This window comes from Fictibacillus nanhaiensis (assembly GCF_049537595.1).
GTDB lineage: Bacteria > Bacillota > Bacilli > Bacillales > Fictibacillaceae > Fictibacillus > Fictibacillus nanhaiensis_F.
Genome location: NZ_JBMULM010000001.1, coordinates 997,458 through 1,022,064, shown reverse-complemented (window position 1 = coordinate 1,022,064; position 24,607 = coordinate 997,458). Strand labels below are relative to the sequence as shown.

25 protein-coding genes are annotated in these 24,607 nt (G+C 39.5%); 3 read left to right on the top strand and 22 right to left on the bottom strand.

Annotated features, from left to right (window positions below):
• Positions 1–3: 3 nt before the first annotated feature.
• From yqfC to gpr, 18 genes are all read right to left on the bottom strand, one after another.
• Positions 4–285: a sporulation protein YqfC gene (gene yqfC / locus ACOZ9X_RS05025; protein ID WP_423417250.1), complete on the bottom strand. Its 282-nt coding sequence runs from the start codon at positions 283–285 to the stop codon at positions 4–6.
• Positions 286–357: 72 nt separating this feature from the next.
• Positions 358–792, bottom strand: a complete 435-nt coding sequence (locus tag ACOZ9X_RS05020) for a hypothetical protein (RefSeq protein ID WP_423417249.1) — start codon at positions 790–792, stop codon at positions 358–360.
• A gap of 2 nt (positions 793–794) precedes the next feature.
• The gene (gene floA, locus ACOZ9X_RS05015; protein ID WP_066396287.1) at positions 795–1,802 is read right to left on the bottom strand and encodes a flotillin-like protein FloA; all 1,008 of its coding nucleotides are present in this window, start codon (positions 1,800–1,802) and stop codon (positions 795–797) included.
• Positions 1,803–1,823: 21 nt separating this feature from the next.
• Positions 1,824–3,152 carry an NfeD family protein gene (locus ACOZ9X_RS05010; protein WP_423417248.1) on the bottom strand — a complete coding sequence of 443 codons (1,329 nt, stop codon included), beginning with the start codon at positions 3,150–3,152 and terminating at the stop codon, positions 1,824–1,826.
• 101 nt (positions 3,153–3,253) lie between these two features.
• Positions 3,254–3,697 (bottom strand): GatB/YqeY domain-containing protein, encoded by a 444-nt coding sequence (locus ACOZ9X_RS05005; RefSeq protein WP_423417247.1) that lies wholly within the window; start codon positions 3,695–3,697, stop codon positions 3,254–3,256.
• A gap of 20 nt (positions 3,698–3,717) precedes the next feature.
• Positions 3,718–3,891, bottom strand: a complete 174-nt coding sequence (rpsU, locus tag ACOZ9X_RS05000; RefSeq protein WP_066237650.1) for a 30S ribosomal protein S21 — start codon at positions 3,889–3,891, stop codon at positions 3,718–3,720.
• Between the two features lie 147 nt (positions 3,892–4,038).
• Positions 4,039–4,713: a deoxyribose-phosphate aldolase gene (gene deoC / locus ACOZ9X_RS04995; RefSeq protein ID WP_144698983.1), complete on the bottom strand. Its 675-nt coding sequence runs from the start codon at positions 4,711–4,713 to the stop codon at positions 4,039–4,041.
• Between the two features lie 160 nt (positions 4,714–4,873).
• Entirely contained in the window at positions 4,874–6,226 is a 1,353-nt protein-coding gene (mtaB, locus tag ACOZ9X_RS04990) for a tRNA (N(6)-L-threonylcarbamoyladenosine(37)-C(2))-methylthiotransferase MtaB (RefSeq protein ID WP_423417246.1), read from the bottom strand.
• Between the two features lie 5 nt (positions 6,227–6,231).
• Positions 6,232–6,984, bottom strand: coding sequence for a 16S rRNA (uracil(1498)-N(3))-methyltransferase (locus tag ACOZ9X_RS04985; RefSeq protein WP_153237794.1), 753 nt, complete (start codon positions 6,982–6,984; stop codon positions 6,232–6,234).
• Between the two features lie 17 nt (positions 6,985–7,001).
• The gene (gene prmA / locus ACOZ9X_RS04980) at positions 7,002–7,943 is read right to left on the bottom strand and encodes a 50S ribosomal protein L11 methyltransferase (RefSeq protein ID WP_066396297.1); all 942 of its coding nucleotides are present in this window, start codon (positions 7,941–7,943) and stop codon (positions 7,002–7,004) included.
• 291 nt (positions 7,944–8,234) lie between these two features.
• On the bottom strand, positions 8,235–9,347 hold the full coding sequence (gene dnaJ, locus ACOZ9X_RS04975; protein ID WP_423417245.1) for a molecular chaperone DnaJ: 1,113 nt from the start codon (positions 9,345–9,347) through the stop codon (positions 8,235–8,237).
• A 172-nt stretch (positions 9,348–9,519) separates the two neighbouring features.
• Complete coding sequence (dnaK, locus tag ACOZ9X_RS04970) at positions 9,520–11,352, bottom strand: molecular chaperone DnaK (RefSeq protein ID WP_423417244.1); 1,833 nt, start codon at positions 11,350–11,352, stop codon at positions 9,520–9,522.
• A gap of 34 nt (positions 11,353–11,386) precedes the next feature.
• Positions 11,387–11,959, bottom strand: coding sequence for a nucleotide exchange factor GrpE (grpE, locus tag ACOZ9X_RS04965; RefSeq protein WP_423417243.1), 573 nt, complete (start codon positions 11,957–11,959; stop codon positions 11,387–11,389).
• 25 nt (positions 11,960–11,984) lie between these two features.
• Positions 11,985–13,010, bottom strand: a complete 1,026-nt coding sequence (gene hrcA / locus ACOZ9X_RS04960) for a heat-inducible transcriptional repressor HrcA (protein WP_423417242.1) — start codon at positions 13,008–13,010, stop codon at positions 11,985–11,987.
• Positions 13,011–13,090: 80 nt separating this feature from the next.
• On the bottom strand, positions 13,091–14,236 hold the full coding sequence (gene hemW / locus ACOZ9X_RS04955; RefSeq protein WP_423417241.1) for a radical SAM family heme chaperone HemW: 1,146 nt from the start codon (positions 14,234–14,236) through the stop codon (positions 13,091–13,093).
• A gap of 73 nt (positions 14,237–14,309) precedes the next feature.
• On the bottom strand, positions 14,310–16,145 hold the full coding sequence (gene lepA / locus ACOZ9X_RS04950; protein ID WP_423417240.1) for a translation elongation factor 4: 1,836 nt from the start codon (positions 16,143–16,145) through the stop codon (positions 14,310–14,312).
• 241 nt (positions 16,146–16,386) lie between these two features.
• The gene (locus tag ACOZ9X_RS04945) at positions 16,387–16,740 is read right to left on the bottom strand and encodes a DUF3679 domain-containing protein (protein WP_423417239.1); all 354 of its coding nucleotides are present in this window, start codon (positions 16,738–16,740) and stop codon (positions 16,387–16,389) included.
• Positions 16,741–16,808: 68 nt separating this feature from the next.
• Positions 16,809–17,918 (bottom strand): GPR endopeptidase, encoded by a 1,110-nt coding sequence (gene gpr, locus ACOZ9X_RS04940; RefSeq protein ID WP_423417238.1) that lies wholly within the window; start codon positions 17,916–17,918, stop codon positions 16,809–16,811.
• Between the two features lie 156 nt (positions 17,919–18,074).
• On the opposite strand from gpr, the gene rpsT reads away from it, so the two are divergent.
• Positions 18,075–18,341 carry a 30S ribosomal protein S20 gene (gene rpsT / locus ACOZ9X_RS04935; RefSeq protein ID WP_066291124.1) on the top strand — a complete coding sequence of 89 codons (267 nt, stop codon included), beginning with the start codon at positions 18,075–18,077 and terminating at the stop codon, positions 18,339–18,341.
• Positions 18,342–18,728: 387 nt separating this feature from the next.
• On the opposite strand, the gene holA is transcribed toward rpsT, so the two are convergent.
• A complete protein-coding gene (gene holA, locus ACOZ9X_RS04930; RefSeq protein WP_423417237.1) occupies positions 18,729–19,763 on the bottom strand; it encodes a DNA polymerase III subunit delta in 1,035 nt (344 codons plus the stop codon).
• 277 nt (positions 19,764–20,040) lie between these two features.
• Between holA and ACOZ9X_RS04925 the strand changes: the two genes are divergently transcribed.
• Positions 20,041–20,172, top strand: coding sequence for a YqzM family protein (locus tag ACOZ9X_RS04925; protein ID WP_082820577.1), 132 nt, complete (start codon positions 20,041–20,043; stop codon positions 20,170–20,172).
• A gap of 34 nt (positions 20,173–20,206) precedes the next feature.
• Here ACOZ9X_RS04925 and ACOZ9X_RS04920 read toward each other — a convergent pair whose 3' ends face one another.
• The 3 genes from ACOZ9X_RS04920 to ACOZ9X_RS04910 all read right to left on the bottom strand — a co-directional run bounded on the left by ACOZ9X_RS04920 (position 20,207) and on the right by ACOZ9X_RS04910 (position 23,451).
• On the bottom strand, positions 20,207–22,495 hold the full coding sequence (locus ACOZ9X_RS04920; RefSeq protein WP_423417236.1) for a DNA internalization-related competence protein ComEC/Rec2: 2,289 nt from the start codon (positions 22,493–22,495) through the stop codon (positions 20,207–20,209).
• Positions 22,492–22,953, bottom strand: a complete 462-nt coding sequence (locus ACOZ9X_RS04915) for a ComE operon protein 2 (RefSeq protein ID WP_066396327.1) — start codon at positions 22,951–22,953, stop codon at positions 22,492–22,494. The genes ACOZ9X_RS04920 and ACOZ9X_RS04915 overlap by 4 nt, the downstream gene beginning before the upstream one ends.
• Before the next feature lie 69 nt (positions 22,954–23,022).
• On the bottom strand, positions 23,023–23,451 hold the full coding sequence (locus ACOZ9X_RS04910; RefSeq protein ID WP_423418222.1) for a helix-hairpin-helix domain-containing protein: 429 nt from the start codon (positions 23,449–23,451) through the stop codon (positions 23,023–23,025).
• A gap of 305 nt (positions 23,452–23,756) precedes the next feature.
• On the opposite strand from ACOZ9X_RS04910, the gene comER reads away from it, so the two are divergent.
• Positions 23,757–24,593 (top strand): late competence protein ComER, encoded by an 837-nt coding sequence (gene comER / locus ACOZ9X_RS04905; protein ID WP_423417235.1) that lies wholly within the window; start codon positions 23,757–23,759, stop codon positions 24,591–24,593.
• Positions 24,594–24,607: the final 14 nt, after the last annotated feature.

Below are 24,607 nucleotides of genomic sequence, written 5' to 3'. Positions count from 1 at the left end.
TAATTATTCGTTTTCAAAGTCGACTGAAGAGATCGTACCTTCCAACAAGATTTCTTCAGGTAAGATCGTTTTAATAACAAACTCACTTCCTTTTATATGAAGCACACCTTGTTTTAGTTTGAGTGTGAGCTGTTCATTCGAGAAAGCCTTAACTCCTCTATGGTTCTCAATATAGATGTGCAGTTGTCCAATCATCGTGATCCGGGGTAAATCCATCACTACATCTGCTGGTAGCTCAAGGTTTTGCATCATCCATTTGTTTACTCGCTGCCGCAATTTGCCCATAAAAAAACCCCCTCTCTCCATTTTTATGAGAGAAGGGGGGAAACTATCACTCTTATTACAAGTTACTTCAAGTTAAGACCGCTTTTGCAGCGCTTTAGGCTTAGAAAGGATTTCTGACCATATGATCGCTTTTTGTAATTCTTTTTGATCTACCTTAAAATCGTTCATAATTTGATCTTCTTTATCTTGATATCGGTTAGAGACTTTTTCTGTTCGTGCCTTATTCATTTCACGTGTATATGAAGGTTGTTCATATACTTTTTGGTCGATTTTTTCCTTTTGAATATCAATTGCTTCTTTAGCTTCTTTAGCTGTAGGTTCAGCAGGCAAACCAAAAGGTGAAACAGTTTGTCTTGGTGCTTCTACTTTACGTCGATTAGGTTCAGAACGTCTCGTTTCTTTCATTTCTTTTTGGCGTTTAAAGACACTATATATCCCGCCTGCAATTAGAATAACAAAAGCGATATTAGCTAGTAGGAGGTCAATAATCGCTTCTATAATGTTCATACTTACAACTTCCGTCCTTTATCATCATTCTCTTTATCAGGGTTTGATGATTTACTGATCGATTCACGCATCGTAGTGTCCGCCATAATGTTCTTCATATTCATATAATCCATAAAACCCATGTTTCCGGAACGAAGAGCTTCTGCTAATGCCATTGGCACTTCTGCTTCCGCTTCTACAACTTTCGCTCTCATCTCTTGGACTCTTGCTTTCATTTCTTGTTCTTTTGCTACAGCCATCGCACGTCTTTCTTCTGCTTTTGCCTGAGCGATATTCTTGTCGGCCATCGCTTGATCTGTTTGAAGTTCCGCACCAATATTCTTGCCAATATCAATGTCTGCAATATCTATGGACAGAATCTCAAAAGCTGTACCAGCATCTAGCCCTTTTGATAATACCGTCTGAGAGATTAGATCTGGATTTTCTAGCACTTTCTTATGTGTTGCCGAAGAACCAATCGTACTAACGATTCCTTCCCCGACACGGGCGATTATCGTTTCTTCACCAGCTCCACCTACTAGACGATCTATATTTGCACGAACAGTAATTCTTGCTTTTGCTTTCACTTCAATCCCGTCTAATGCTACACCAGCGATAAAAGGTGTTTCTATCACTTTAGGGTTTACACTCATCTGAACAGCTTCGAGCACGTCACGTCCCGCGAGATCAATCGCTGCCGCACGTTCAAAGCTTAGTTCAATATTTGCACGATGTGCTGCAATCAACGCATTAACTACTCTGTCAACATTTCCCCCAGCTAGATAGTGACTCTCGAGCTGGTTCGTACTTAAATCAAGTCCCGCTTTTACAGCTTTAATTAGCGGATTAATTACACGGTTCGGAATAACTCTTCTTAATCTCATCCCAACCAATGTAAAGATGCCCACTCTTACCCCTGCTGCTAATGCAGAAATCCATAACATGACAGGTACAAACGTAAATAATACAGCTAGAGCGATTACAATCAATCCGATGACTACTATGCTGGCGATCGATCCGAATTCTAACATCTACACACTCTCCATTCTTTTTTATTCATTATTTTCTATTTCTCTCACTACAACACGTCCACCTGAGGCTTTAATAATTTTTACAGGCGTACCTTTCTCAATATACGATCCTTCTGTCACTACATCTATGAACTCATCATCAAGTCTTAAACTTCCAGAAGGTCTTAGTGTTGTAGCAGTGACGCCGATCCTTCCTGTTAGATCTTTCCGCTCATTATGAGATAGATAACCCTTATCAGAGCTCGTTGAATCAAATAGGACGAGTTTCTTTAATGAACCGTTATAACCAAATGATCGTAAGAAGAAATACGATCCGATAATCGTAACAACAATGGCAATTGCAATGGCGATCAAAATTCCTGTTAAAGATCCACCTGCCATGATCAATCCAGTTAACACTGCCAACACCCCCAGTATACCAATAATACCACCAGGCAAAAACAACTCTAGAATCAGCAAGGTCAGACCAACACCAAATAAAATGATGGCTTCCCATCCAGCTAGACCGGCTATCATATGACCGTAAAAGAACAGCAGTAATGATAAAGCTCCGATAGAACCTGCAATTCCAAAGCCAGGTGTATAAAGCTCTAATACAAGGCCTAGGCTTCCTAAGGACAAAAGAATAGGCACTACGACAGGGTTAGTAACAAAGCGCGCTACCTTGTCAGCAAAAGTAGGATTAGACTCTAAAATTTTTGCATCTTCCAAGTTTAGGTGCGCTAGCAGTTCTTGACGATCTTCTGCGATTTTTTCTGCGTAGCCTACTTTCAATGCCTCACTGGCTGTTAGTGTAAGCAATTCACCTTTTTCTACCCCGAGTTCAGGAATCTCAACGTCTGGGTCTACCATCGCCTCAGCGTATACGGGAGTTCTTCCATTCAGCTCTGCTGCTGCTAGCATTTCTGCTTTCCATGCAGACTCAGCTTTTTGTCCAGCGGTATTCCCTTGACTGTCGATCACTGCCGCAGATCCAATCGTTGTTGATGGTTTCATAACGATCTGGTCTGCATTTAAAGCGATATACGCTCCTGCTGAGAAAGCGTTTTTCACCACATACGCTGTGATTGGAACGTCTGATTCTCTCATGACTTTTGCGATATGTAGTGCAGCATCTACTCGGCCACCAGGAGTATAGATCTCTAGAACGATATGATCCGTTCCATCTTTCTCTGCCTTATGGATACTACGATCTAAGAATGCTTCAAGGCCCCTTTCGACTTCATGTTCTACAGGTATGAACGTAACTGTCTTGCCTTTACCTGCTGAAAGAACAAGTGAAGTTGAAAGTACACCATAAATACCCCAAATCAGACAAAGCATATAGATGAACAATCGAACCCTTTTCACAAACTAACACCCCCTCCACTCTATTTTACGTTAATTTGTGGAAAAAAGTTTCAAAAAATAAGAAAACGCTCTGTATAAATACAGAGCGTTTGTCAATTCAATTATGATAATTGTTGCTGTACAATACGGTTAACGAGTCCACCATCGGCTTTCCCTTTAACTTTAGGCATAAGTGCCCCCATAACTTTACCCATATCAGCTTTAGAAGCAGCACCTGTCTCAGAAATCGTTTGAGCAACAATTTCTTGAAGTTCTTCCTCAGTCAGCTGTTTTGGTAAATATGGCGTAAGAACAGCGATTTCATCTTGAAGTCCAGCGACTAAATCATCGCGGCCAGCTTTTTCGAATTCTTGGAGGGAGTCTTTTCTTTGTTTCATTTCGCGTACAAGAACGGTAAGCTCTTCTTCCTCGTTTAATTCACGTCCCTGCTTGATGGCTTCATTTTGAAGTGATGCCTTAAGCATGCGAATTACAGAAAGTTTCTGCTTGTTCTTGTCCTTCATCGCTTGTTTCATATCTTGGTTTAAATCATTAAGAAGACTCATATTACTAACTTACACCCCGCTTAGAACTTACGCTTTCTTGCTGCCTCAGCCTTCTTCTTACGCTTTACGCTTGGCTTTTCATAATGCTTGCGCTTTTTAACTTCAGCCAATGTTCCATCTTTGGAAACGGATCTTTTAAAACGACGAAGAGCATCATCAATGGATTCATTCTTGCGAATACGTGTTTCTGCCATTTGTATTTCCCTCCCTCCAGACCACCCTTACATAAAGTAAAGATGCGTCACATATCTTTTGCCATTATAATATATCCTTGCTGTACGGTCAACTTAATTTAAACAAGTTGGTCTTAGGAGATAAGGTAAATGACTTAAAAGTTAAAATTAATAATCTGAAGTAGATGTTCCACCTTCAACAATCGCGATTCCAGCGCTTGCTCCAATACGTGTAGCACCTGCTTCGATCATAGCTAAAGCAGTCTCACGGTCACGTACTGCGCCAGATGCTTTAACACCGATGTTAGGACCGACTGTTTCACGCATTAATTTAATATCTTCTACAGTTGCTCCACCAGTAGAGAATCCTGTTGATGTTTTAACAAAATCGATACCTGCTTTAACAGCGATCTCACAAGCTTTAACTTTTTCTTCGTTTGTAAGAAGAGAAGTTTCAATAATCGCTTTTGTTAAAGCTTTGCCTTTAGCTGCTTCAACAACTGCACGAACATCTTGTTCTACTAGCTCGTAGTTGCCATCTTTTAATGCACCGATGTTGATTACCATATCTACTTCCGTTGCACCGTTTTCAATTGCATTCTTCGTTTCGAACGCTTTTACTTCCGGAGTGTTTGCACCTAACGGAAAACCAATTACCGTACAAACTGCTACATCAGAATCTTTTAATTGTTCGAATGCTGTATATACCCAAGTAGGATTAACACAAACAGAAAAGAAATTATATTTTTTAGCTTCCTCACAAAGAGTTAAGATTTCTTTCTTTGAAGTTTCAGCTTTTAATGCTGTATGGTCGATCATTCTTGCAACGTTTAAATTGCTCATTTCAACAAACCCTTTCTAAATAAAAAAATTAAACACCGTTAGTATCATAACAAATTTTTCGACATAAATCGAGCATCTTAAAAATATTTACAGTGAGGTGAAATAACCACCTAACCTTTAATATGTTTTAAAAAAACACCCTGGCATGAACTCCAGGATGTTAGCTTGAAACAGCTTGCTTTAGGATTTCTTCCATTTCTTGTTTTACAAAGACACCTTTATTATAAGGATACCCAGCTTCAGTGATTTTCACTTTAACCAATTTACCAATCATCTCTTCGTTTCCTTCAAACAAAACTTTAAGATAGTTCGGTGTATACCCTACGTATAGTTTGTTCGTAGGATCTTCTTTAAACGCCTCTTCAGGAATTACTTCCACAACAGTATCTTCATAGTTGGATGCATATTCTTTGGCTAGTTGATCAGATAGAGCTATAAGCTTATGAACGCGCTCGTTTTTAATATCTTCTGGAACTTGATCCTCCATCTTAGCAGCTGGCGTACCAGTCCGTTTGGAATAAGGGAACACATGAAGTTCCATAAATTTATGTTTCTCGATGAAACGATAAGTCTCCATGAACTCTTCCTCAGTCTCACCTGGAAAACCAACAATTACATCAGATGTAATCGCAAGTCCTGGAAGTGCTTCTTTTAGTCGATCCAATCTTTCACCAAACATTTCCATTGAATATTTTCGTCTCATTCGTTGAAGAACGGTATTAGACCCTGATTGCAACGGTATGTGCAGATGAGGAACTACTTTGTCTGATCTGCCCATAACTTCAATCACTTCATCTGAGATCTGACTAGCCTCAATGGATGAGATACGGATTCGTTTTAATCCAGAGATGTTCTTATCAAGATCATCCAACAACTTCGCAAAAGAGTAGTCTTTCATATCTTCTCCGTACCCAGCAGTATGAATGCCTGTTAGAACGATCTCTTTGTAACCAGAGTCTACAAGCTGTTGAGCTTGAGATAGTACATCTTCAGGTTTACGAGAACGAAGAAGGCCTCTTGCCCAAGGAATAATACAGAACGTGCAAAAATTGTTGCACCCTTCTTGTATCTTGAGCGATGCACGTGTTCGATCGGTAAATGCCGGAACATCTAGTTCCTCATAAACACGTGCTTTCATGATGTTAGACACACCATTGATAGGCATGCGTTCTTCTTTATACTGTTGAATGTAAGTAAGCATTTTAGAACGGTCTTGTGTACCGACTACAACGTCTACTCCTGGAATCGCCATAATTTCTGCAGGCGATGTTTGAGCATAGCAACCTGTTACACAAATAACAGCGTCCGGGTTTTTCCGGATAGCTCTTCGTATTACTTGTCTGCTCTTTTTATCACCAGTGTTCGTTACAGTACATGTATTGATTACATAGACGTCTGCTGTACTATCAAAATCAGTACGGTCATATCCTTCAGCTTGGAAAAGCTGCCAGATCGCTTCAGTCTCATAATGATTTACTTTACAACCTAATGTATGAAATGCTACGGATGGCATGATGATCACCCCTTTAATTCAAAATGATAAGAAATAGCTGATAACAAATACAATGGTGCTGTTTCGGTCCTTAAGATCCTCGGACCCAGTCCGCACAATAAAAAGCCATGATCATTAAGCAAGGCTGCTTCTTTCTCACTGATGCCACCTTCCGGACCGATCACACATAGGATTGAGTCTCCTATTTCAGCTGTACGTAGAGCAGAAGCAAAATGAGAGATTTCATTTTGTTTTGCTTCTTCCTCAAACGCAACGATTTTTATCTTATACTGTTCTGTCATTTTTAGCAAATCAGAAAAAGAACCAGGATTCAAAATGTCTGGAACCCGGTTTCTATGTGATTGCTCTGCCGCTTCTTTTGCAATTTTTTCAAGTCTTTCTTTTTTCTTAACTGCTTTTTTGTTATCCCATTTTACTACAGAACGGTCTGCTGCAAATGGAAAAAAGGAGAAAGCCCCGAGTTCGGTACCCTTTTGGATGATATACTCTAACTTATCCCCTTTTGGTAATCCTTGAGCAATGGTAACAGAGACAGGGAGCTCAGCACTTCTTTCAATTTCCTTTACGATCTTCGTCTGTACTTCGTTACCATCAACCTCTATGATTTCACACAAAGAAGTACGACCTTTGTTATCACAGCAGATGAAATCGTCTCCTACTTGCATTCTCATCACCTTTAAGATGTGCTTCGCATCATCCCCTGTAATTGTAACAGAGTCATCTTTCCAGTTTTCTGTTGAAACAAAGTACCTTTGCATGAAATGCACTTCCTATCCTATTCCTTATTTTGAGCAACGATCGCAACCCAATCTTCCATCTCTAATACTTCAACGATCTTGAAACCATGCTCTTCTAATTTCGCTCTAACGTCGCGCTTCTTACCTTGGATGATCCCAGACGTAATAAAATAACCACCTGGCTTTAAAACTTTTGCTGTATCTTCAACAAACAAGAGTATGATTTCTGCCAAAAGATTTCCTACTACAAGGTCAACTGGACCTTCAATCCCTTTTAGGAGATCATTCTGATCAACATGCACTCTTTCGTTTACTTTGTTTAGTTTCACATTCAATCGTGCAGAATTTACTGCAACTTCATCCAGATCATATGCCTCAACTTTATTGGCGCCTAACATAGCTGATGCAATGCTCAATACACCTGATCCTGTTCCCACATCAATGACAGAATCCCCTTCAGCTATATATTTTTCAATAGCTTGCAAGCTCATGACTGTTGTTGGGTGTGTACCTGTACCAAAGGCCATACCTGGATCAAGCTCAATAATAAGTTCATCAGAATGTACAGGTTTATAATCTTCCCATGTAGGGGTGATCGTGATCCGTTTCGAAATTTTTACGGGTTTGTAATACTTTTTCCAAGCGGTCGCCCATTCTTCCTCGTTCACTTCTGATATCGAAATTGTGTTTGCACCGATATCAATGTCGTATTTAACAAGGTTCGTGATCGCTTGTTTGATTTCTTCAACCGTTTCACCTAAAAAACTGTTAACGGGTAAGTAAGCTTTTAAAATGACACCTTCAGAAGGATAATCAGAAGGGTTAAGCTGATAGATTTCGCCAAATACGGATTGACGCTCTTTAGAGAGGTCATCTACATCCTCAATCACAACTCCGCTAGCTCCCGCCTCATGTAAAATATTCGATACTGGTTCAACAGCTTCCTGAGTAGTGTGGATGCTAATCTCTGACCATTTCATCATATCAACTCCGTTAGTTAGTTTGGCTTTTAGAACATATTTATAGGTTATTACTCTGTTGCCCTTGTGAGTGGTTGATTTCCACTCCATGTGGCTCGCTTTCCGCGGGGCAGGCGGTGAGCCCTTTGCCGCTTTGCACCGTTAAAGGTCTCACCTGACCGCCAGTCCCGCAGGAGTCTCGCCACCTTCCGTTACAATCAACATTCAATGAAGTTCAAATGAACAATCTTTAGATAGAACACTGAGTTCATTCATGTATTCCAAAATCAGAGATGAATTGCAAGCTGTGTTTTACTCGCCTTTAAATGCGCGTTTTACTTTGTCGAAGAAACCATCTTGTTGTTCATCTGGCATGCTTCCGCTGATTTCTGAGAAGTCGCGAAGAAGCTGTTTTTGTTTTTCCGTTAGGTTTTTCGGTGTTATGACTTTGATTTGGATATGCTGGTCACCTTGACCTCTTCCATGAACGTTTTTAACACCTTTTCCTCTTAAACGGAAATGTGTTCCTGTCTGTGTCCCTGCTGGAATCTTCAGCTTAACTTTGCCGTACAATGTTGGAACTTCAATCTCATCACCAAGTGCTGCTTGTGAGAACGTTAACGGCATCTCACAAAGGATATCATCTCCATCACGCTCAAAAAACTCATGATCTGCTACTTGGAAGACCACGTAAAGATCACCTGCAGGACCGCCGTTCGCCCCTGCCTCACCGTGCCCAGACATGCGAATCTGCTGTCCGTTATCGACACCAGCTGGCACTTTAACAGAAAGCTTCTTGTTCTTGCGTACTTTCCCATTTCCATGACACGTCTTACATTTTTCTTTTATGATCTTACCTTTTCCACTACAGTGGTTACATACTCGGCGATTTACAATACGGCCGAACGGTGTATTCTGCTCAACATTCAGCTGACCGCTTCCGTTACAATGCGAACATGTTTCAGGTTTTGTTCCAGGTTTAGCACCGGAACCATGACAAGTTTCACATGATTCTTCTGTAGGAATCTGTATTTCAGTTTCTTTTCCGAAGACCGCCTCTTCAAAAGATAGTCTAAGCCCATACTGAAGATCGTTTCCTTGACGCGGACCGTTTGGATTTCTTCGTCCTCCGCCTCCACCAAAGAACATATCAAAAATGTCGCCAAAGCCATCAAAGCCTGCTCCGCCGCCACCGAATCCTTGGTTAGGATCTGTATGACCAAATTGATCATAATGAGCTTTCTTTTGAGGATCACTCAATGTTTCATATGCATCTTTTACTTCTTTAAATTTATTTTCCGCATCTGCCTCTTTATTAACATCTGGGTGATACTTTCTGGCAAGTTTACGGTATGCTTTTTTCACCTCATCGTTTGAGGCATTTTTATCTAATCCAAGTACTTCGTAATAATCTCGTTTACTCATATAGGACACTCCCGAATTCTCACATAAAAGTTATCTTACCATTGAATACCACCTGACTCAAGACGAAAACTGCAAAGGTTTTGTTACGGTCTTAAGCCCAATGAACTCATCGCCAACTCAGAAAAAAAGTCAAAGTCAAGATGACCTGACTTTGACTTTTATCTGCTAAGTGTTACTTTTTGTCGTCGTTTACTTCTTCATAATCAGCGTCAACGATGTTGTCATCGTTCTTTGTTGATTGTCCTTCTGCATCGCCTTGCTGAGCTTGAGCTTGTTGAGCCGCTTGCTCATAAAGTTTTACAGAAAGTTGTTGAACGATTTCGCTCAAAGCTTCTTTTTCTTTCTTAATCGCTTCGATATCGTCACCTTCAAGAGCCTTTTTCAAGCTCTCTTTCGCTTCTTCAGCTTTTTTCACTTCAGCTTCGTCTACTTTACCTTCAAGGTCTTTCAACGTCTTATCTACTGTGAACACGAGCTGATCCGCTTCGTTTCTAGTGTCGATCTCTTCACGTTTCTTCTTATCTGCTTCTGCATTTTCTTCAGCGTCTTTAACCATGCGATCGATCTCTTCATCAGAAAGTCCTGTAGAAGATTTAATCGTGATGGATTGCTCTTTGTTCGTTCCTAAATCTTTTGCACGTACGTTTACGATACCGTTCGCATCGATGTCAAAGCTTACTTCAATTTGAGGCACTCCACGTGGTGCTGGAGGGATCTCAGATAACTGGAATCTTCCAAGCGTTTTATTGTGTGCTGCCATCTCACGCTCTCCTTGAAGAACATGTATATCAACAGATGTTTGGTTATCAGCAGCCGTTGAAAATACTTGAGATTTTGAAGTTGGAATCGTCGTGTTACGATCGATCAATCGAGTAAACACGCCACCCATCGTTTCAATTCCTAATGAAAGTGGTGTTACATCAAGAAGAACAACATCTTTCACATCTCCAGCAAGTACTCCACCTTGAATTGCAGCACCAAGTGCAACAACTTCGTCAGGGTTTACTCCTTTATGCGGCTCTTTACCAGTAAATTTCTTGATTGCTTCTTGTACAGCTGGGATACGAGTCGATCCACCTACAAGAATAACTTTATCAAGGTCAGATGGTGACATGCCAGCATCATTAAGAGCTTGACGAGTAGGTCCCATCGTGCGTTCAACTAAGTCTGAAGAAAGATCTTCAAATTTTGCACGTGATAAGTTTAGCTCTAAGTGCTTAGGTCCAGAAGCATCAGCTGTGATGAACGGTAATGAGATCTGTGTAGATGTTACACCAGAAAGGTCTTTCTTCGCTTTCTCTGCAGCATCTTTTAGGCGTTGTAGTGCCATCTTATCTTGAGAAAGATCGATACCGTTCTCTTTCTTAAATTCGCTTACTAGATAGTCGATGATTACTTGGTCAAAGTCATCTCCACCAAGCTTGTTATCACCAGATGTTGCTTTTACTTCGAAGAACCCATCACCTAGTTCAAGGATAGATACGTCAAACGTACCGCCACCAAGGTCAAATACTAAAATTGTTTGGTCTTCATCCTTTTCAAGTCCGTAAGCCAATGCAGCTGCTGTTGGCTCGTTCACAATACGCTCAACTTGAAGTCCAGCAATCTGTCCAGCATCTTTCGTAGCTTGACGCTGTGCATCATTGAAATAAGCCGGAACTGTAATTACCGCTCTTTCAACTTTTTCTCCAAGATAGTCTTCAGCATGAGACTTTAATTTTTGCAAGATGATCGCAGAGATCTCTTGTGGTGTATAGTCTTTACCTTCAACTGTTTCTTTGTGATCTGTTCCGATGTAACGTTTGATCGACATGATCGTGTTCGGGTTCGTTACAGCTTGGCGTTTAGCAACTTCACCAACAGAACGGTCTCCATCTTTGAACGCTACAACAGATGGTGTCGTACGGTTACCTTCCGGGTTTGGAATTACTACCGCTTCTCCACCTTCCATAACAGCTACACAAGAGTTTGTTGTACCTAAGTCAATACCGATGATTTTACTCATGTTTTTTCCCTCCATCATTCATATGTAGTTTTATCTACGCGTTTACTTTAACCATTGCTGGTCGAATAACTCGATCTTTTAACATATAACCTTTTTGCAGTTCCTCAATAACTGTATTAGACTCTGCTTCAGAATCCTCCACTTGCATAACGGCTTGATGCAGGTTGGGGTCAAATGTTTGACCGACTGACGGAATTTCTGTCAGTCCTTCTTGTTTCAATGCATCTGCTAGTTGACGATAAACCATTTCCATTCCTTGGATAAGGGTTTTGGTCTGTTCGTTTGTAGCTTCTGTCTTCAAAGCACGCTCAAAGTTATCGAGTGCAGGCAATAACTGTTCAAGAAGACTTTGAGATTTATATTTAAGGCTAGCTGCCTGTTCTTCTCTCGATCTGCGGCGGAAATTATCATAATCCGCTTGAAGGCGAAGATTCTTCTGGCTGGCTTCCTCAAGCTTTGCTTCTAGCTCTAAAATACGTTGCTGCTCTTCAGTTAGAGGTTCTTCTGTAGTAGATTCCACTTCTTCAACAACGATTTCTTCAGTTTCTGTTACTTCTTCATTCACATCAGTTTTTGATTGATCTTGAGTGATGTCCTCTTTGTTCATGCTTTCACCTCCCTAAAGTAATCCACTAATTTGAAAAATCGTTTAATCGGTTCGTCATTTCCTTTGATAATGAATCTAGTAAAGAGATGACCTTTTGATATTCCATTCTAGTTGGACCGATTAATGAGATCGTACCTATATGTTTACCATGCATCGTGTAAGAGGCATTGATCACACTGCAGTTTTTCATCGCTTCATGCTCATTTTCTGTTCCGATCCTTATGGTAAGCCCTTTTTCTGTAGATGACACGAGCTTTTCCATTAAATCACGCGTTTCTAAAAAATCTAGAAGCGGTCTAACTTTATCTAAATCTCTAAATTCCGGCTGAGAAAGCATATTTGTCTTCCCGCCGTAAAAAAGTTTTTCCTTCTTGCTCCATAGAAGAAGCTGATCTAAAAAAACACCCATGTTCTGATAATCTTTAAGGTGCTTTTTAAACACCGCCGAAAGTTCTTTTTGTATACGTGTGTTCAATTCTATTAATCGAACACCCGCGAGTCTTTCGTTTAGAATATTCACGAGCTTTTCTAATTCTGAAGGTTCAATCGTATCAGGCAGCACGATCTGTCTGTTCTCAACATGCCCCGTGTTCGTCACAAAGATCGCAACTGCCACTTGGGAAGAGATCGGAATGATCTGCATGTGCTTTAACTTCATATCTAATGCGTTAGGTCCTAACACAACAGATGTATAGTTTGTCAGATCTGATAGAATCTTAGCTGATTGATCAAATAATGCCTCTGCTTCCTGGACCTTTTCTGTAAACAGAAGTTCTGAATGATCAATCTCTCTTTCTTTCATAGAAAGAGAAGGAAGCAGGTGGTCCACGTAAAATCGATATCCTTTTTCAGATGGTATTCTACCAGATGATGTATGGGTTTTCTCTAGAAATCCAAGATCCTCCAAGTCCGCAAGTTCGTTTCGAATCGTTGCTGGACTGTAGGTAATGTCCTCTCGTTTAGAGATCGTACGGGAACCTACAGGCTCAACATGCTTAATATAGTCATCTATTAAAACACGAAGAATAAAGAGTTGTCGTTCCGTTAACATACCATCACCCCACTTGTTAGCACTCTTGAAGAGCGAGTGCTAAATCTATAATATAAGTTACCAAAAGGTACTCTCCGTTGTCAATCTAAAACTACACCAATAAATTCTTGGAAGACTTCGTTGCCTAAAGGTCTCCCATCCTTTGTTAACACGAGAGAGTCTTCTCTCTGTTCTAGCCAACCTTTTTGAATGAGTCTTTGAATAGGTTCTTTATAGATATCAAACATGGATCTGCCATATCGATTCATAAAAGTCGCATCAGAAACACCTTCCCCTTTACGAAGTCCCATGAACATTTCTTCTTCCATCTTTTCAGATAGTGGAACATGATGTTCTTCGATATATGGAAAACCATGTTCCTCTACCAAATTCATATATTGTTTTAGTGGACCTGCGTTTCTTCTTCTTGTTCCTTCTACGTAACTATGAGCTCCAGCACCTATGCCAAAATATTCGTTATTGTTCCAGTATTGGAGATTATGCTTGCTCTCAAACCCCGGAATTGCAAAATTGCTGATCTCATATTGTTTGAATCCTTTTTTATCAAGAGCCTCGATTAAATACTCATACATTTCAGCTTCAAGCTCTTGTTCCGGAAGAACCAACTTGCCTTTTTGAGCCAAGTTATAAAAAACGGTTTTCTTTTCAATCTGCAGCGAATAAGAAGAAATGTGAGGAACATCTAATGCTAATGCTTCATCTACCGATTCCTTAAACATATCCATCGTTTGGCCTGGTAGCCCAAACATGAGATCGATCGACATGTTATCAATACCTGCTTTTTTTGCTTCTGCAACTGTGGAATAGATATCTTCTTTGGTGTGTGTTCTTCCTAATTTTTTTAACAAAGAAGACTGAAAAGCTTGAACGCCAACACTTAGCCTGTTAACTCCATTCGCTTTTAACACGGCGATCTTTTCTTTAGTTGTCTGCTCTGGGTTCGCTTCAACCGTGAATTCTTTTAGGAACCTGTTACCAAGCACTTCATTCACATCACTCAAAAACGTTTGCAGCTGTACTTCGCTCAAAGAGGTTGGTGTTCCACCACCTACGAAGATGGTTTCCATCTCATAATCCTTGAACCTCGTCGTTGTATTGACCATTTCTTTTTTCATAGATTGTAAATATTCATCCACTGGCTGCTGATGAATAAATATCTTGTTAAAATCACAATAATGACAAATTTGTACACAGAATGGAATATGCAGATATGCAGCTTTAAGCAAGATGTTCACCGCCTTTTTAACTCATAAATTAGGAAAGACCGCTAGAATTGCCTTCGCGGTCTTAAGTTGCTCTTTATTTGTTGTTATTTGTATCATCCATACGAAGAACAGCCATGAACGCTTCTTGAGGAACGTCTACTCTACCGATCGTCTTCATACGCTTCTTACCTTCTTTTTGCTTATCTAAAAGCTTACGCTTACGTGAGATGTCTCCACCGTAACATTTAGCTAAAACGTTCTTACGTAATGCTTTAATGTTTGAACGTGCCACAATCTTTTGTCCGATTGCCGCTTGGATCGGCACTTCGAACTGCTGACGAGGAATAAGCTCTTTCAACTTTTCAACGACTACCTTTCCACGCTCATATGCAAAATCTTTATGAACGATTACCGATAATGCGTCGATTTTCTCATTGTTCAGCAATATTTCCATTTTAACCAGTTTAGATGGCTTATAACCAATCAGTTCGTAATCTAGAGATGCGTATCCCTTCGTGCTTGATTTTAACTGATCAAAGAAATCATACACGATCTCAGAAAGAGGAATCTCATAAAGAACATTTACGCGGTTGTTTTCTAAATAATCCATCGTCATGAAGATTCCGCGTTTCTTTTGACAGATCTCCATAATCGTACCAACATAATCGTTCGGTGTCATGATAGATGCTTTAACATACGGTTCTTCAACAACTGAAATCTTCTGTGCTTCTGGCATGTTCGCTGGGTTATCAACAACGATCTTTTCTCCATCCGTCATCGTAACATTGTAGATAACACTCGGAGCTGTCGCGATCAAGTCGATATTGAACTCTCGCTCGATACGCTCTTGAATGATCTCCATGTGAAGAAGGCCTAAGAATCCGCAACGGAAACCAAAACCAAGCGCTTGAGAGGTTTCAGGCTCATATTGAAGAGCAGAATCATTTAACACTAATCGTTCTAACGCTTCACGAAGATCGTTATATTTCGCTGTGTCTACTGGATATAAACCGCAGTATACCATTGGGTTCATCTTTCTATAACCAGGTAGAGGTTCAGATGCGCCTTTTACTGCACTCGTTATCGTATCACCGACTTGTGTGTCTCCAACATTTTTGATCGAAGCTGTTAAGAAACCTACATCTCCAACCGTTAAGAAGTCTTTTTGTACGGCTTTTGGAGTAAACACCCCAAGTTCAAGTACTTCGAACTCTTTACCTGTGGCCATCATCTTAATCTTATCGCCGACCTTAACCGTTCCTTCTGCCACACGAATATACGTAACGACACCTCGATAAGGATCATAAAGAGAGTCGAAGATAAGCGCTTTAAGCGGTCCTTCTGGATCCCCAGGTGGTGCCGGTACTTTTGCTACGATCTGTTCTAGAATATCTTGAATACCAATACCTGCTTTTGCTGAAGCAAGTACTGCCTCTGAAGCATCCAACCCGATAACATCCTCGATCTCCTGGCGCACTCGTTCTGGCTCAGCACTCGGAAGATCGATCTTGTTGATAACCGGTAGGATCTCTAGGTCGTTCTCTAATGCCAGATACACGTTCGCAAGCGTCTGTGCTTCAATTCCTTGAGCAGCATCTACTATAAGCAATGCTCCCTCGCAGGCTGCTAAGCTTCTAGACACTTCGTATGTAAAATCGACGTGTCCTGGGGTATCAATCAAGTGGAACGTATAAATTTCACCGTCTTTAGCTTTATATTGCAGCTGAACAGCATTTAATTTAATCGTAATCCCACGTTCTCGTTCAAGATCCATCGAGTCTAACAGCTGCTCTTTCATCTCACGCTGTGTTAGTGCACTCGTTTCTTCCAAAATTCTGTCCGCTAAAGTGGATTTTCCATGGTCAATGTGAGCAATTATGGAGAAATTCCTGATTTTAGCTTGTCTTTTTAATTTTTCTTCTCTGTTCATTATACGTTCACTCCTACAATTTTAGGAAAAGTCACTAGCTTTGATTATAGCAATACAAAGTATCTGTTTCAATCACAACCTAAAAAATAGGGTGAAACTATGTATTATGTTAGCAGTAACTTCTTTACTAGATTTTCGTTCTGTTCATGTTATTCATTTTTTAAATTAATGCGTTCTTAATTTGTTGGCTGAATGTCACCTAAATAAAAAGAACCACTAAAGGAGGATATCCCTTATGGTTCTAGGGTGAAAATACAGCTAACATCTCACTAATAATAACACCAAATATAGAGATCATGACACCAAAAGCTGAAGAGATCCAAGATGTAAGTCTTTGTCCAAGTGCTGAAAATACATTGAACGAATCAATTTTACTTAACTTTTCTTGTTTCGTCTTGATGTCATGACTTGTAATTGAAGCAGGGCTCTTTTCCGTTTCCTCTTGTTTGATCCCAGGACTGGAGCTTGACTCAACACTTTCTTGTGAAGAGCCATTTAGCTCATCCATCTCAACCTGAGCTTTTTGAATACCAAATAAAACCCCAAATAAAAGAACAGTTACTAGTCCGAAACACTTTAACATAAATTTTGTCATGATCATTCCTCCACGCGGGGATATACGATTTAAATTTATGCACAAGCTTGTCCAAACATGACTACAGTTTAATGTGTGTAAGAAGAAGTATTTCCTTGATCGATGCCGCCATGAAGTGCTGTGTTCAAACCGTTCGCCAAAACATTAGCCATATCTTCAATAAACACATCCACCTCTTTCGGTGTAACCATCAAGTTATGTCCGATAGGAGCTAGAACTTCTCGGATCAATCGCAGCTTTTCATCTTCTTCTAAGACACCAACGATTCCTAAGAACGATTTACGATGACCCTCGTCAGGTAGATCATCATCTGTAAGGACTTTCTTTTCCCCGAACGTCATACCCGCTGGTAAAAGTGATTTAGAAGGTTTATCCTTCTCATTCATCTCACGTCCAAAGTGCTTTAGAATAAAATCAATCGTATCACTGGTAATCGTAGCCGCATCAACGACCGTAGGGATCCCGATAGAGATAACTGGAATCCCTAACGTTTCTTTACTAAGTTCTTTACGCTTGTTTCCAACCCCTGATCCCGGATGGATACCTGTATTTGAAACTTGAATGGTAGCATTCACCCTTTCGATCGAACGAGATGCTAAAGCGTCAATCGCTATAACGAAATCTGGATTCGCCTTTTTCACGATGCCATCGATGATATCACTCGTCTCTATCCCTGTAATGCCCATAACTCCTGGTGAAATCGCACATACTGGCCGAAACCCTTCTTCAACATTTTCAGGAGCTAACTCAAACAGATGCTTTGTGATGGTCAAATTCTCAACAACCAATGGACCAAGAGAATCAGGAGTTACATTCCAATTACCTAACCCTACAACGAGACAAGTATCATCCTGCTTGATGCCTTGTTCTTTTAAGAAACGATTAAAATCATGTGCAAAAACTTCTTGCACGCGTTCTTGAAGCTTTGAATCTTTTTCACGAATACCTTGAACCTCAAAAGTGACATACACACCCGCTTTTTTCCCGGTAGTCTCCGCTCCCTTTTCATCGATCTCTACTCTAACAATCTTAATTCCATCTCTATCTTTTTCATGTATAATGACACCTTCAAGCGTGCTTTTATTTACAACCTCATCTTCTTTTAGCAGCATATCGTGCGCTTCTATAGCCAGATCTGTTCGAACTGAATAGGCTGACAGGTCCAAATCCTTACCCATAATCTACCACCTTCCTTTGTATTATTTTTGCCGCAACTCTTCCTTTTCATTCTTGTATTGCATTTAGGGGGCGATTTTGATAGAATACTTTGTGTCCTATTTTTTGCAACGGAAAGTAATTTTGTTGCTCATGGTTCATTTAGGGAGGTGAATGGATTGGCTAATATTAAATCAGCGATTAAACGTGTAAAAACTAACGAAAAGCGTCGTGCACACAACGCTTCACTAAAGTCTGGCATGCGTACTGCTATCAAAAACTTTGAAGCACTTGCAGCTTCAAACAATGCAGAAGGTGCTCAAGCAGCTTTTGTTACTGCTTCTAAGAAGATTGACAAAGCAGCAAACAAAGGACTTATCCACAAAAATGCAGCTTCTCGCCAAAAGTCTCGTCTTGCTAAGGCTTTAAACGGTGTTAACGCATAAATTGAAGGATGAAACCCGAAAAACGGCCTTACACCAATAGGTCGTTTTTTTATTTTGCTCAATTATTTATAAAAGCCAGCTCATCTGCTTAAGATGAGCTGGCTTTTATTATGTCTGTACATCGACCTGTTACATTTATAAAGTTTATTTATGCTCCACTTATACCTCACAGGGTATTCAAAGCATGTATTAATTCTAGAAATTCAGGCGTTTATACGGCGTGTTTTATGATATTCCAGCGAGTTTAGAGCTTAATTCGACGAGTCGTCATAACTCGACAAATATACAGCTGTTTATACCCTCACCCTCTACACACAAAGTATTCTAAAGTTTTTTTTATTCATAAAAAACCCCTTTTCAACGTATGAAAAGAGGTTTGACTTAGAGTTATGAGTCTTGAGAGAGTTTAACAATTTCCAACTCCAGCAAAAGCGTTTTGTCCATTTGGCCGGTTTTTAATTTATAATCTGTTTCTGCAAATTCATTTAGACAGTTCCTAAGAAAAACTTCATGAAATCGATTTGCATGTTTTGCAGCAAGTTTTACTGCGTAAGGATGCAATTTTAGAGAAGAAGCGATTTGCTTTTCTCCGTACCCTTTCTTCTGCAACTCTTTTACGCCATTAATCATTCGAAATTGTCTCGTGATCAAAGCGTGGATCTGAATCGGCTCTTGATTTTGCTTCATAAGATCATAGAAACTTCTTAGGGCGAATTCTGTTCTTTTATGCACTACATGATCAACTAATGCAAAGACATCATCCTCAAGAGTTCTTGCTACTAGTGAATCCACGGTTTCCTTTGTAATAACTCCATTTCCACCTACAAAGAGAGCCATTTTTTCCATTTCTTTTGCCAATACTGCCATGCGTGTACCTAGCCTTGAAAGAAGCAATTGAATCGCTTCTCCATCGATCGATACCTCTAGATTCGAAGCTTCTTTTTGAAGCCATTTTTCAGCAGTATCGTTACTTAGTTCGGAAACCTGAATCAATTCAGATTGTGTTTTAACCAATTTTACTATTTTCTTACGTTCATCTAATTTTTCATGGGGAACTACGATAACTAACGTTGTATAATCTGCCGGATTTTGTATGTACTGTTCAAATACTTTGAATTCATGTTCGATCTTTGATTTATCTTTAGCAGCTGTTAAGAACGCTGCATTTTTTATAACGACGACGCGGCGATCTCCCAAAAAGGGCATCGTCTCTGCGTCTTCAATAATCTCTTGAATTGAGGTTTCATCCAGATTATGTACACTTAAGTTAAAGTCCTTTTCGTCGGGAGACAAAAGTCCAGATATAGTTTGTATCGCTTCTTCTGCTAGATAAATTTCTGTGCCCCAAATCAGATAGATCGGGGATGATTCATCGTTTTTAATCTTCTTTTTTAATGTTTCTACTGTGAGCACCTTTTTCACCTCTATCTCTTATCCTATGAGGAACTTAGTGCATTTGCAAGCAAAAGAAGGAACAGCGCATATGTCTGTTCCTTCATTTATGATAAACACTAACACCAAAACGATATAATCGTTTAAGGCTAGCTTTAATAGGATATCCTATGCATTTTAAGAATATTGGTGACAACGAATCTCATCTTTGGTAAGTTTTAGATAAAACACGTAAAAGAAAGCATTTTCAGTATGGATTTTTTAAAAATGATAACGTATACTAAGGATGGATTAGGAGGGTTGTCACATGAATCATTTCGAAAAAGATGTACAGAGTAAGCGTAACGACCTTATTGATTCCGGTATGGGGTTCGTTGTATCGTTTGGATTTTTTACGGTAATCTTCGCTATCGGGGTCATTCTAAAAGCAATCGCATAATACATAAAAAAGACCGAATTTATTCGGTCCTTTTTTATTTTGCTGTTTTAACTTTTAACCTCTTTTTGTCTACCACAATTGAAACATCCCCATGTTCATCTGTACGATAAATAACAATACCTCTATCTCGTAATCTTTTCAAAACATCTAGTGCTGGATGGCCATATAAATTATTCTCGCCGGCTGAGATAATTCCATAACCGGGTGAGACGCTATCTAAGAAAGAAACGGTTGAAGATGTTCCACTTCCGTGGTGACCAACTTTAAGAACATCAGTTTTTATATGTGGAAAACTGTTCGTGATCTCAGTTTCAGCTTCAGCTTCAATATCACCCGTTAGTAAAAACGTACGATCGTAGATCTTAAGCCAAAGAACGATAGAATTATTATTTGAGGTACTTTCTTTAGACCCTGGATGCAGAACGAAAAAATGGGAGTGAGTTGGTTCCCATTGCATACCTTTACCTAACTTCACCACATGTATGTTTTTCTTGGTTGCTTTAGTTTCAATCAGCGTCTCAAGGTTATTGCCTTTTCGATTATTAGGCAAAAAAACATGGCTCACTTTTATATTTTCAAGCAAAAACTCTCCTCCCCCAGCATGATCCGCATCTCCATGAGTAATGATTAATCCATCTACATGCCGAATTCCTTTCGCTTTTATGAAAGGAAGTACGACTTCTTTTGTAACGTCATATTCTTCTTCTCTTTTTTCCCAATCTTTTTGATTGAATGAGACTGTACCACCAGTATCAATCATATAGACCGCTTTTCTAAAAGGCAATTCCACAAGAATACTATCTCCTTGTCCTACATTTATAAAAGATACCGTTGCTTTTGGGTTGGCATAAGGCAGTCCCCAATGGATGAAGCAAGCAGTTAGAAATGGCACTATATACATTATGTGAATACGTTTAGTAACTTCCCATCTATAAAGAAAAAATAAGATCCCCGCAAAATAAAGGATAAATAGCCATTCTACCGGTCTTCCTAAAACAACTGTCATTTTGAGAAATTGCGCTTTTTCCATAAACACGACAGAAAAATAAAATATAAATTCAATAATCTCTTTAACGATTACAATCACTTTTGGAGCAAATATAGCAAGAAGCAGGCTAATAAAAGAAATGGGAAACAGCAGCATTGATACAAAAGGGATGTATAACACATTAAAGGGAATCGACAATAAGGAAAATTCAAAGAAGTGATACAGGATGATCGGAAAAGAGTATATGGAACAGATAAAGGAAGTGATAATCAGTAATCTGAGAGGTGACGCGTTTTTGAGAACGTAAATAGAAGTGATCAATACGAAGGTCATTAAAAACGAAAGTTGAAACCCAAGTTCAAAAGCAAAGGAAGGATTGAAGCTTAGCATCCCTATGCATACAGCGGACAACAGTGTCACAGGGTGCACTTTTCTTCTTAACATCATGACGAGTATCACAATGATCCCCATCATACCAGCTCGTATGATTGAACTCTCTGCTCCCGTTAGAACAATGTAGATCGGCAAAAAAAGAATGATAAACCCATAAGCTATCTCTTTAATAACACCTATCCGAACAAGGATTAAGTATAAAAAGTAAGTAACAATCCCAACATTAAATCCCGATACCGCCAATAGATGGGTCAGTCCTAAACCTTGATAATAGTGAAGTGTTTCCGGTTCAATTCCGTCTCTGTATCCAAAGAGCAGAGCATTCATCAAACCAGCTGTGTTATTGGAAAAATGACTTTCTAGTTCATTAATATTCTTACTTCTCCAAGCTTTTATGTAATCATGAACACTTAATTTACTTGACTTCCCACAGTGATCCACACCAAATTCAATCGTTTTTAGAGTCCAAAAGATATCTTTGTTCTTTAAATACTCATGATAATCCATTCCATAAAAATGACTTCTTTTTCGGGGTTCCTCGAGTTTTCCTTTTAAAACGCATGACAAATTCAAGCTTAATTTTTTCAGCTGTTCTTGTTCGGCTGCGGATTTTATTTTATGGTAAACAATAATTGTTTCATCATTCGTTACAAGTTCAAAGCTCAGTAGGTTACCATCTATTTTGGGGATTGATTTTATTTTGCCTGAAAACTGCAACTGCTCCTGTGGAAGCTTTGAGAAACTATTCGTGTTATCGTAATAAGAATAAACGAAAAAGACTGGGAGAAAAGCGAGGACATAAACTGATTTTATTTTGAGCTGCACTACAATAACGATAACCAGGATAGCCAGTAATACTAACCCGGTTACCGAAGAATGCTGAAATAGCCATATCCCATAGAATGCAGAGCATGCACTCAAGACGGCATATCTAGGGTTCATGCTTTATGAGTAAGAAATGTAGAAGGCAAGAAGTTCATTTCAACTTTTTCAACGATTACTCCTGCTTCTTTAAACTGCTCAATGCTATATGGATGATTTTTATAATCCTGACCATAATAGATTTTTTTAATACCGCTTTGTATGATCGATCTACAACAATGCAGACAAGGGAAGTGGGTAACGTACATTTCAGCACCTTCTGTAGGTACACCAAACTTCGCGCATTGCAATAGTGCGTTCATCTCTGCATGAATCGTCCTCACACAATGTCCATCAATGACATAACAGCCTTCATCAATACAATGAACACCACCTGAGATCGAGCCATTATAACCTCCAGCGATAATTCGTTTATCTCTTACTATTGTTGCCCCTACAGCTAATCTAGTGCATGTACTTCTTAGGGCAAGCAATTGGCTTTGTGCCATATAATATTCGTTCCACGATATTCGCTGCAACGCTAACCGCCTCCTCTATTTCTATAACCCTAGTGTAGTATTCGTCATTTAAAGAATCAATAAAAACCCTTATTCAAAGCTAATTTGATCTTTCCATTGTTCAATGGTCTTTTCTCCGATCCCTCTTACTTCTAATAACTGTTCCAAAGAAGTGAACGGACCATTCTCTTCTCGATAAGAAATAATGCTTTGAGCTTTAGCAGGACCCACACCGTTTAGCGTTTGGAGTACTGTTTCATCTGCAGAGTTGATGTTAATTGCGGTGGTTTTTTCGTCAGCTGGATTTCTTGATGCATTTGCAGGATTCAATTCAAACTTTTCACCTTTCTCAGCAACATATACGATCATTTCATCGGATATTTTTAACGCTTGGTTAACAGAACGAACTTCAGCTCCATCTGTAAAGCCCCCTGCCATCTGTATGGCATGTAACACGCGGTCTCCATCTTTCAACTCGTAAACTCCTGGACGCGTTACACTTCCTTGTACGTCAACCATAATTTCATTCTTTTCTTTATTAATACCCTTATTAATATGCTTAGGCTTGTCGGTGGAAATTGGCGTTTCCGGTTCTATTTGTTTAGGTATTTGTGAGGTATTAGGCATATTTGGTTCACTTTGAAAATAATTCATTAGAGATACAACAATTACAAGGATCAAAAATATGCCACCGCCAAGGAACCAGTTCATATGCTGCTTGTATTTTCCCATCATTTCACCTTCTTAAATAGGCTTGAACTTGCAAAAAACATATTTGATTCACAACGTGCATAAATTTGAACGTAGAGGAAGGAGGTTCAGATATGAAGGTTGGAATTATCGGAACCGGAAATATGGGAAGCGTTCTTGCTTCTTCTTTTATCGAATCTTCAGCCATTCAGCCATCAAGGCTCATGGTAACTAACCGTACACTGTCAAAAGCGGAGAGGCTGCAGAATGCCTATCCAAAAATGAAGGTTGGGAATAATCCTGAAGAGGTTTTTCGTTTCGCTGAGATTGTGTTTATATGTGTGAAACCACACGAGTTTTATTCGTTGCTTTCTAGCAATAAAAATTCTATCTCTAAACATCAACTGCTCGTTTCTATTACGAGTCCTATTTCCTGTGAACAGTTGGAAGATTTGCTAGATTGCAATATTGCAAGAGCTATCCCGAGCATTAATAACCGGGCACTAGCTGGATCATCTCTTGTATCGTTCGGAAAAAGGTGTCACCCTGATTATAAAGAGAAGCTGCTATCTTTGATGAGCTATATTTCTACTCCACTCGTTATCGATGAAAACATCACTAGAATCTCTTCTGATATTGCAAGTTGCGGTCCTGCCTTTATCGGCTATGTTCTACAATGCTTTATTGATTCTGCAGTCGATCAAACCGATATCACAAAAGCACAGGCAACCCAACTCGCAAGCGATATGATCATCGGAATGGGAAAACTACTGGAAAAAGATATCTATACATTACCAACACTCATTCAGAAGGTATGTGTAAAGGGTGGTATCACAGGAGAGGGTATTAAGATTCTGAGTAATGAGGTTGATGAAGTATTCGATCATGTCATTAAGCGTACACACGAAAAATATCATGAAGAATGCGACAAAGTAAGTCAACAGTTTGAAGTGAAAGAAGAACTTAAGTAATTTCTATCGTCATT

Bases quoted from the DNA above. Each gene is read 5' to 3' on its own strand.
- yqfC (WP_423417250.1), bottom strand. From the start codon at position 285: ATGGGCAAATTGCGGCAGCGAGTAAACAAATGGATGATGCAAAACCTT.
- ACOZ9X_RS05020 (WP_423417249.1), bottom strand. From the start codon at position 792: ATGAACATTATAGAAGCGATTATTGACCTCCTACTAGCTAATATCGCT.
- floA (WP_066396287.1), bottom strand. From the start codon at position 1,802: ATGTTAGAATTCGGATCGATCGCCAGCATAGTAGTCATCGGATTGATT.
- ACOZ9X_RS05005 (WP_423417247.1), bottom strand. From the start codon at position 3,697: ATGAGTCTTCTTAATGATTTAAACCAAGATATGAAACAAGCGATGAAG.
- rpsU (WP_066237650.1), bottom strand. From the start codon at position 3,891: ATGGCAGAAACACGTATTCGCAAGAATGAATCCATTGATGATGCTCTT.
- deoC (WP_144698983.1), bottom strand. From the start codon at position 4,713: ATGAGCAATTTAAACGTTGCAAGAATGATCGACCATACAGCATTAAAA.
- mtaB (WP_423417246.1), bottom strand. From the start codon at position 6,226: ATGCCATCCGTAGCATTTCATACATTAGGTTGTAAAGTAAATCATTAT.
- ACOZ9X_RS04985 (WP_153237794.1), bottom strand. From the start codon at position 6,984: ATGCAAAGGTACTTTGTTTCAACAGAAAACTGGAAAGATGACTCTGTT.
- prmA (WP_066396297.1), bottom strand. From the start codon at position 7,943: ATGAAATGGTCAGAGATTAGCATCCACACTACTCAGGAAGCTGTTGAA.
- dnaJ (WP_423417245.1), bottom strand. From the start codon at position 9,347: ATGAGTAAACGAGATTATTACGAAGTACTTGGATTAGATAAAAATGCC.
- dnaK (WP_423417244.1), bottom strand. From the start codon at position 11,352: ATGAGTAAAATCATCGGTATTGACTTAGGTACAACAAACTCTTGTGTA.
- grpE (WP_423417243.1), bottom strand. From the start codon at position 11,959: ATGAACAAAGAGGACATCACTCAAGATCAATCAAAAACTGATGTGAAT.
- hrcA (WP_423417242.1), bottom strand. From the start codon at position 13,010: ATGTTAACGGAACGACAACTCTTTATTCTTCGTGTTTTAATAGATGAC.
- lepA (WP_423417240.1), bottom strand. From the start codon at position 16,145: ATGAACAGAGAAGAAAAATTAAAAAGACAAGCTAAAATCAGGAATTTC.
- ACOZ9X_RS04945 (WP_423417239.1), bottom strand. From the start codon at position 16,740: ATGACAAAATTTATGTTAAAGTGTTTCGGACTAGTAACTGTTCTTTTA.
- gpr (WP_423417238.1), bottom strand. From the start codon at position 17,918: ATGGGTAAGGATTTGGACCTGTCAGCCTATTCAGTTCGAACAGATCTG.
- ACOZ9X_RS04925 (WP_082820577.1), top strand. From the start codon at position 20,041: ATGAATCATTTCGAAAAAGATGTACAGAGTAAGCGTAACGACCTTATT.
- ACOZ9X_RS04920 (WP_423417236.1), bottom strand. From the start codon at position 22,495: ATGAACCCTAGATATGCCGTCTTGAGTGCATGCTCTGCATTCTATGGG.
- ACOZ9X_RS04910 (WP_423418222.1), bottom strand. From the start codon at position 23,451: ATGGTTGACGTACAAGGAAGTGTAACGCGTCCAGGAGTTTACGAGTTG.
- comER (WP_423417235.1), top strand. From the start codon at position 23,757: ATGAAGGTTGGAATTATCGGAACCGGAAATATGGGAAGCGTTCTTGCT.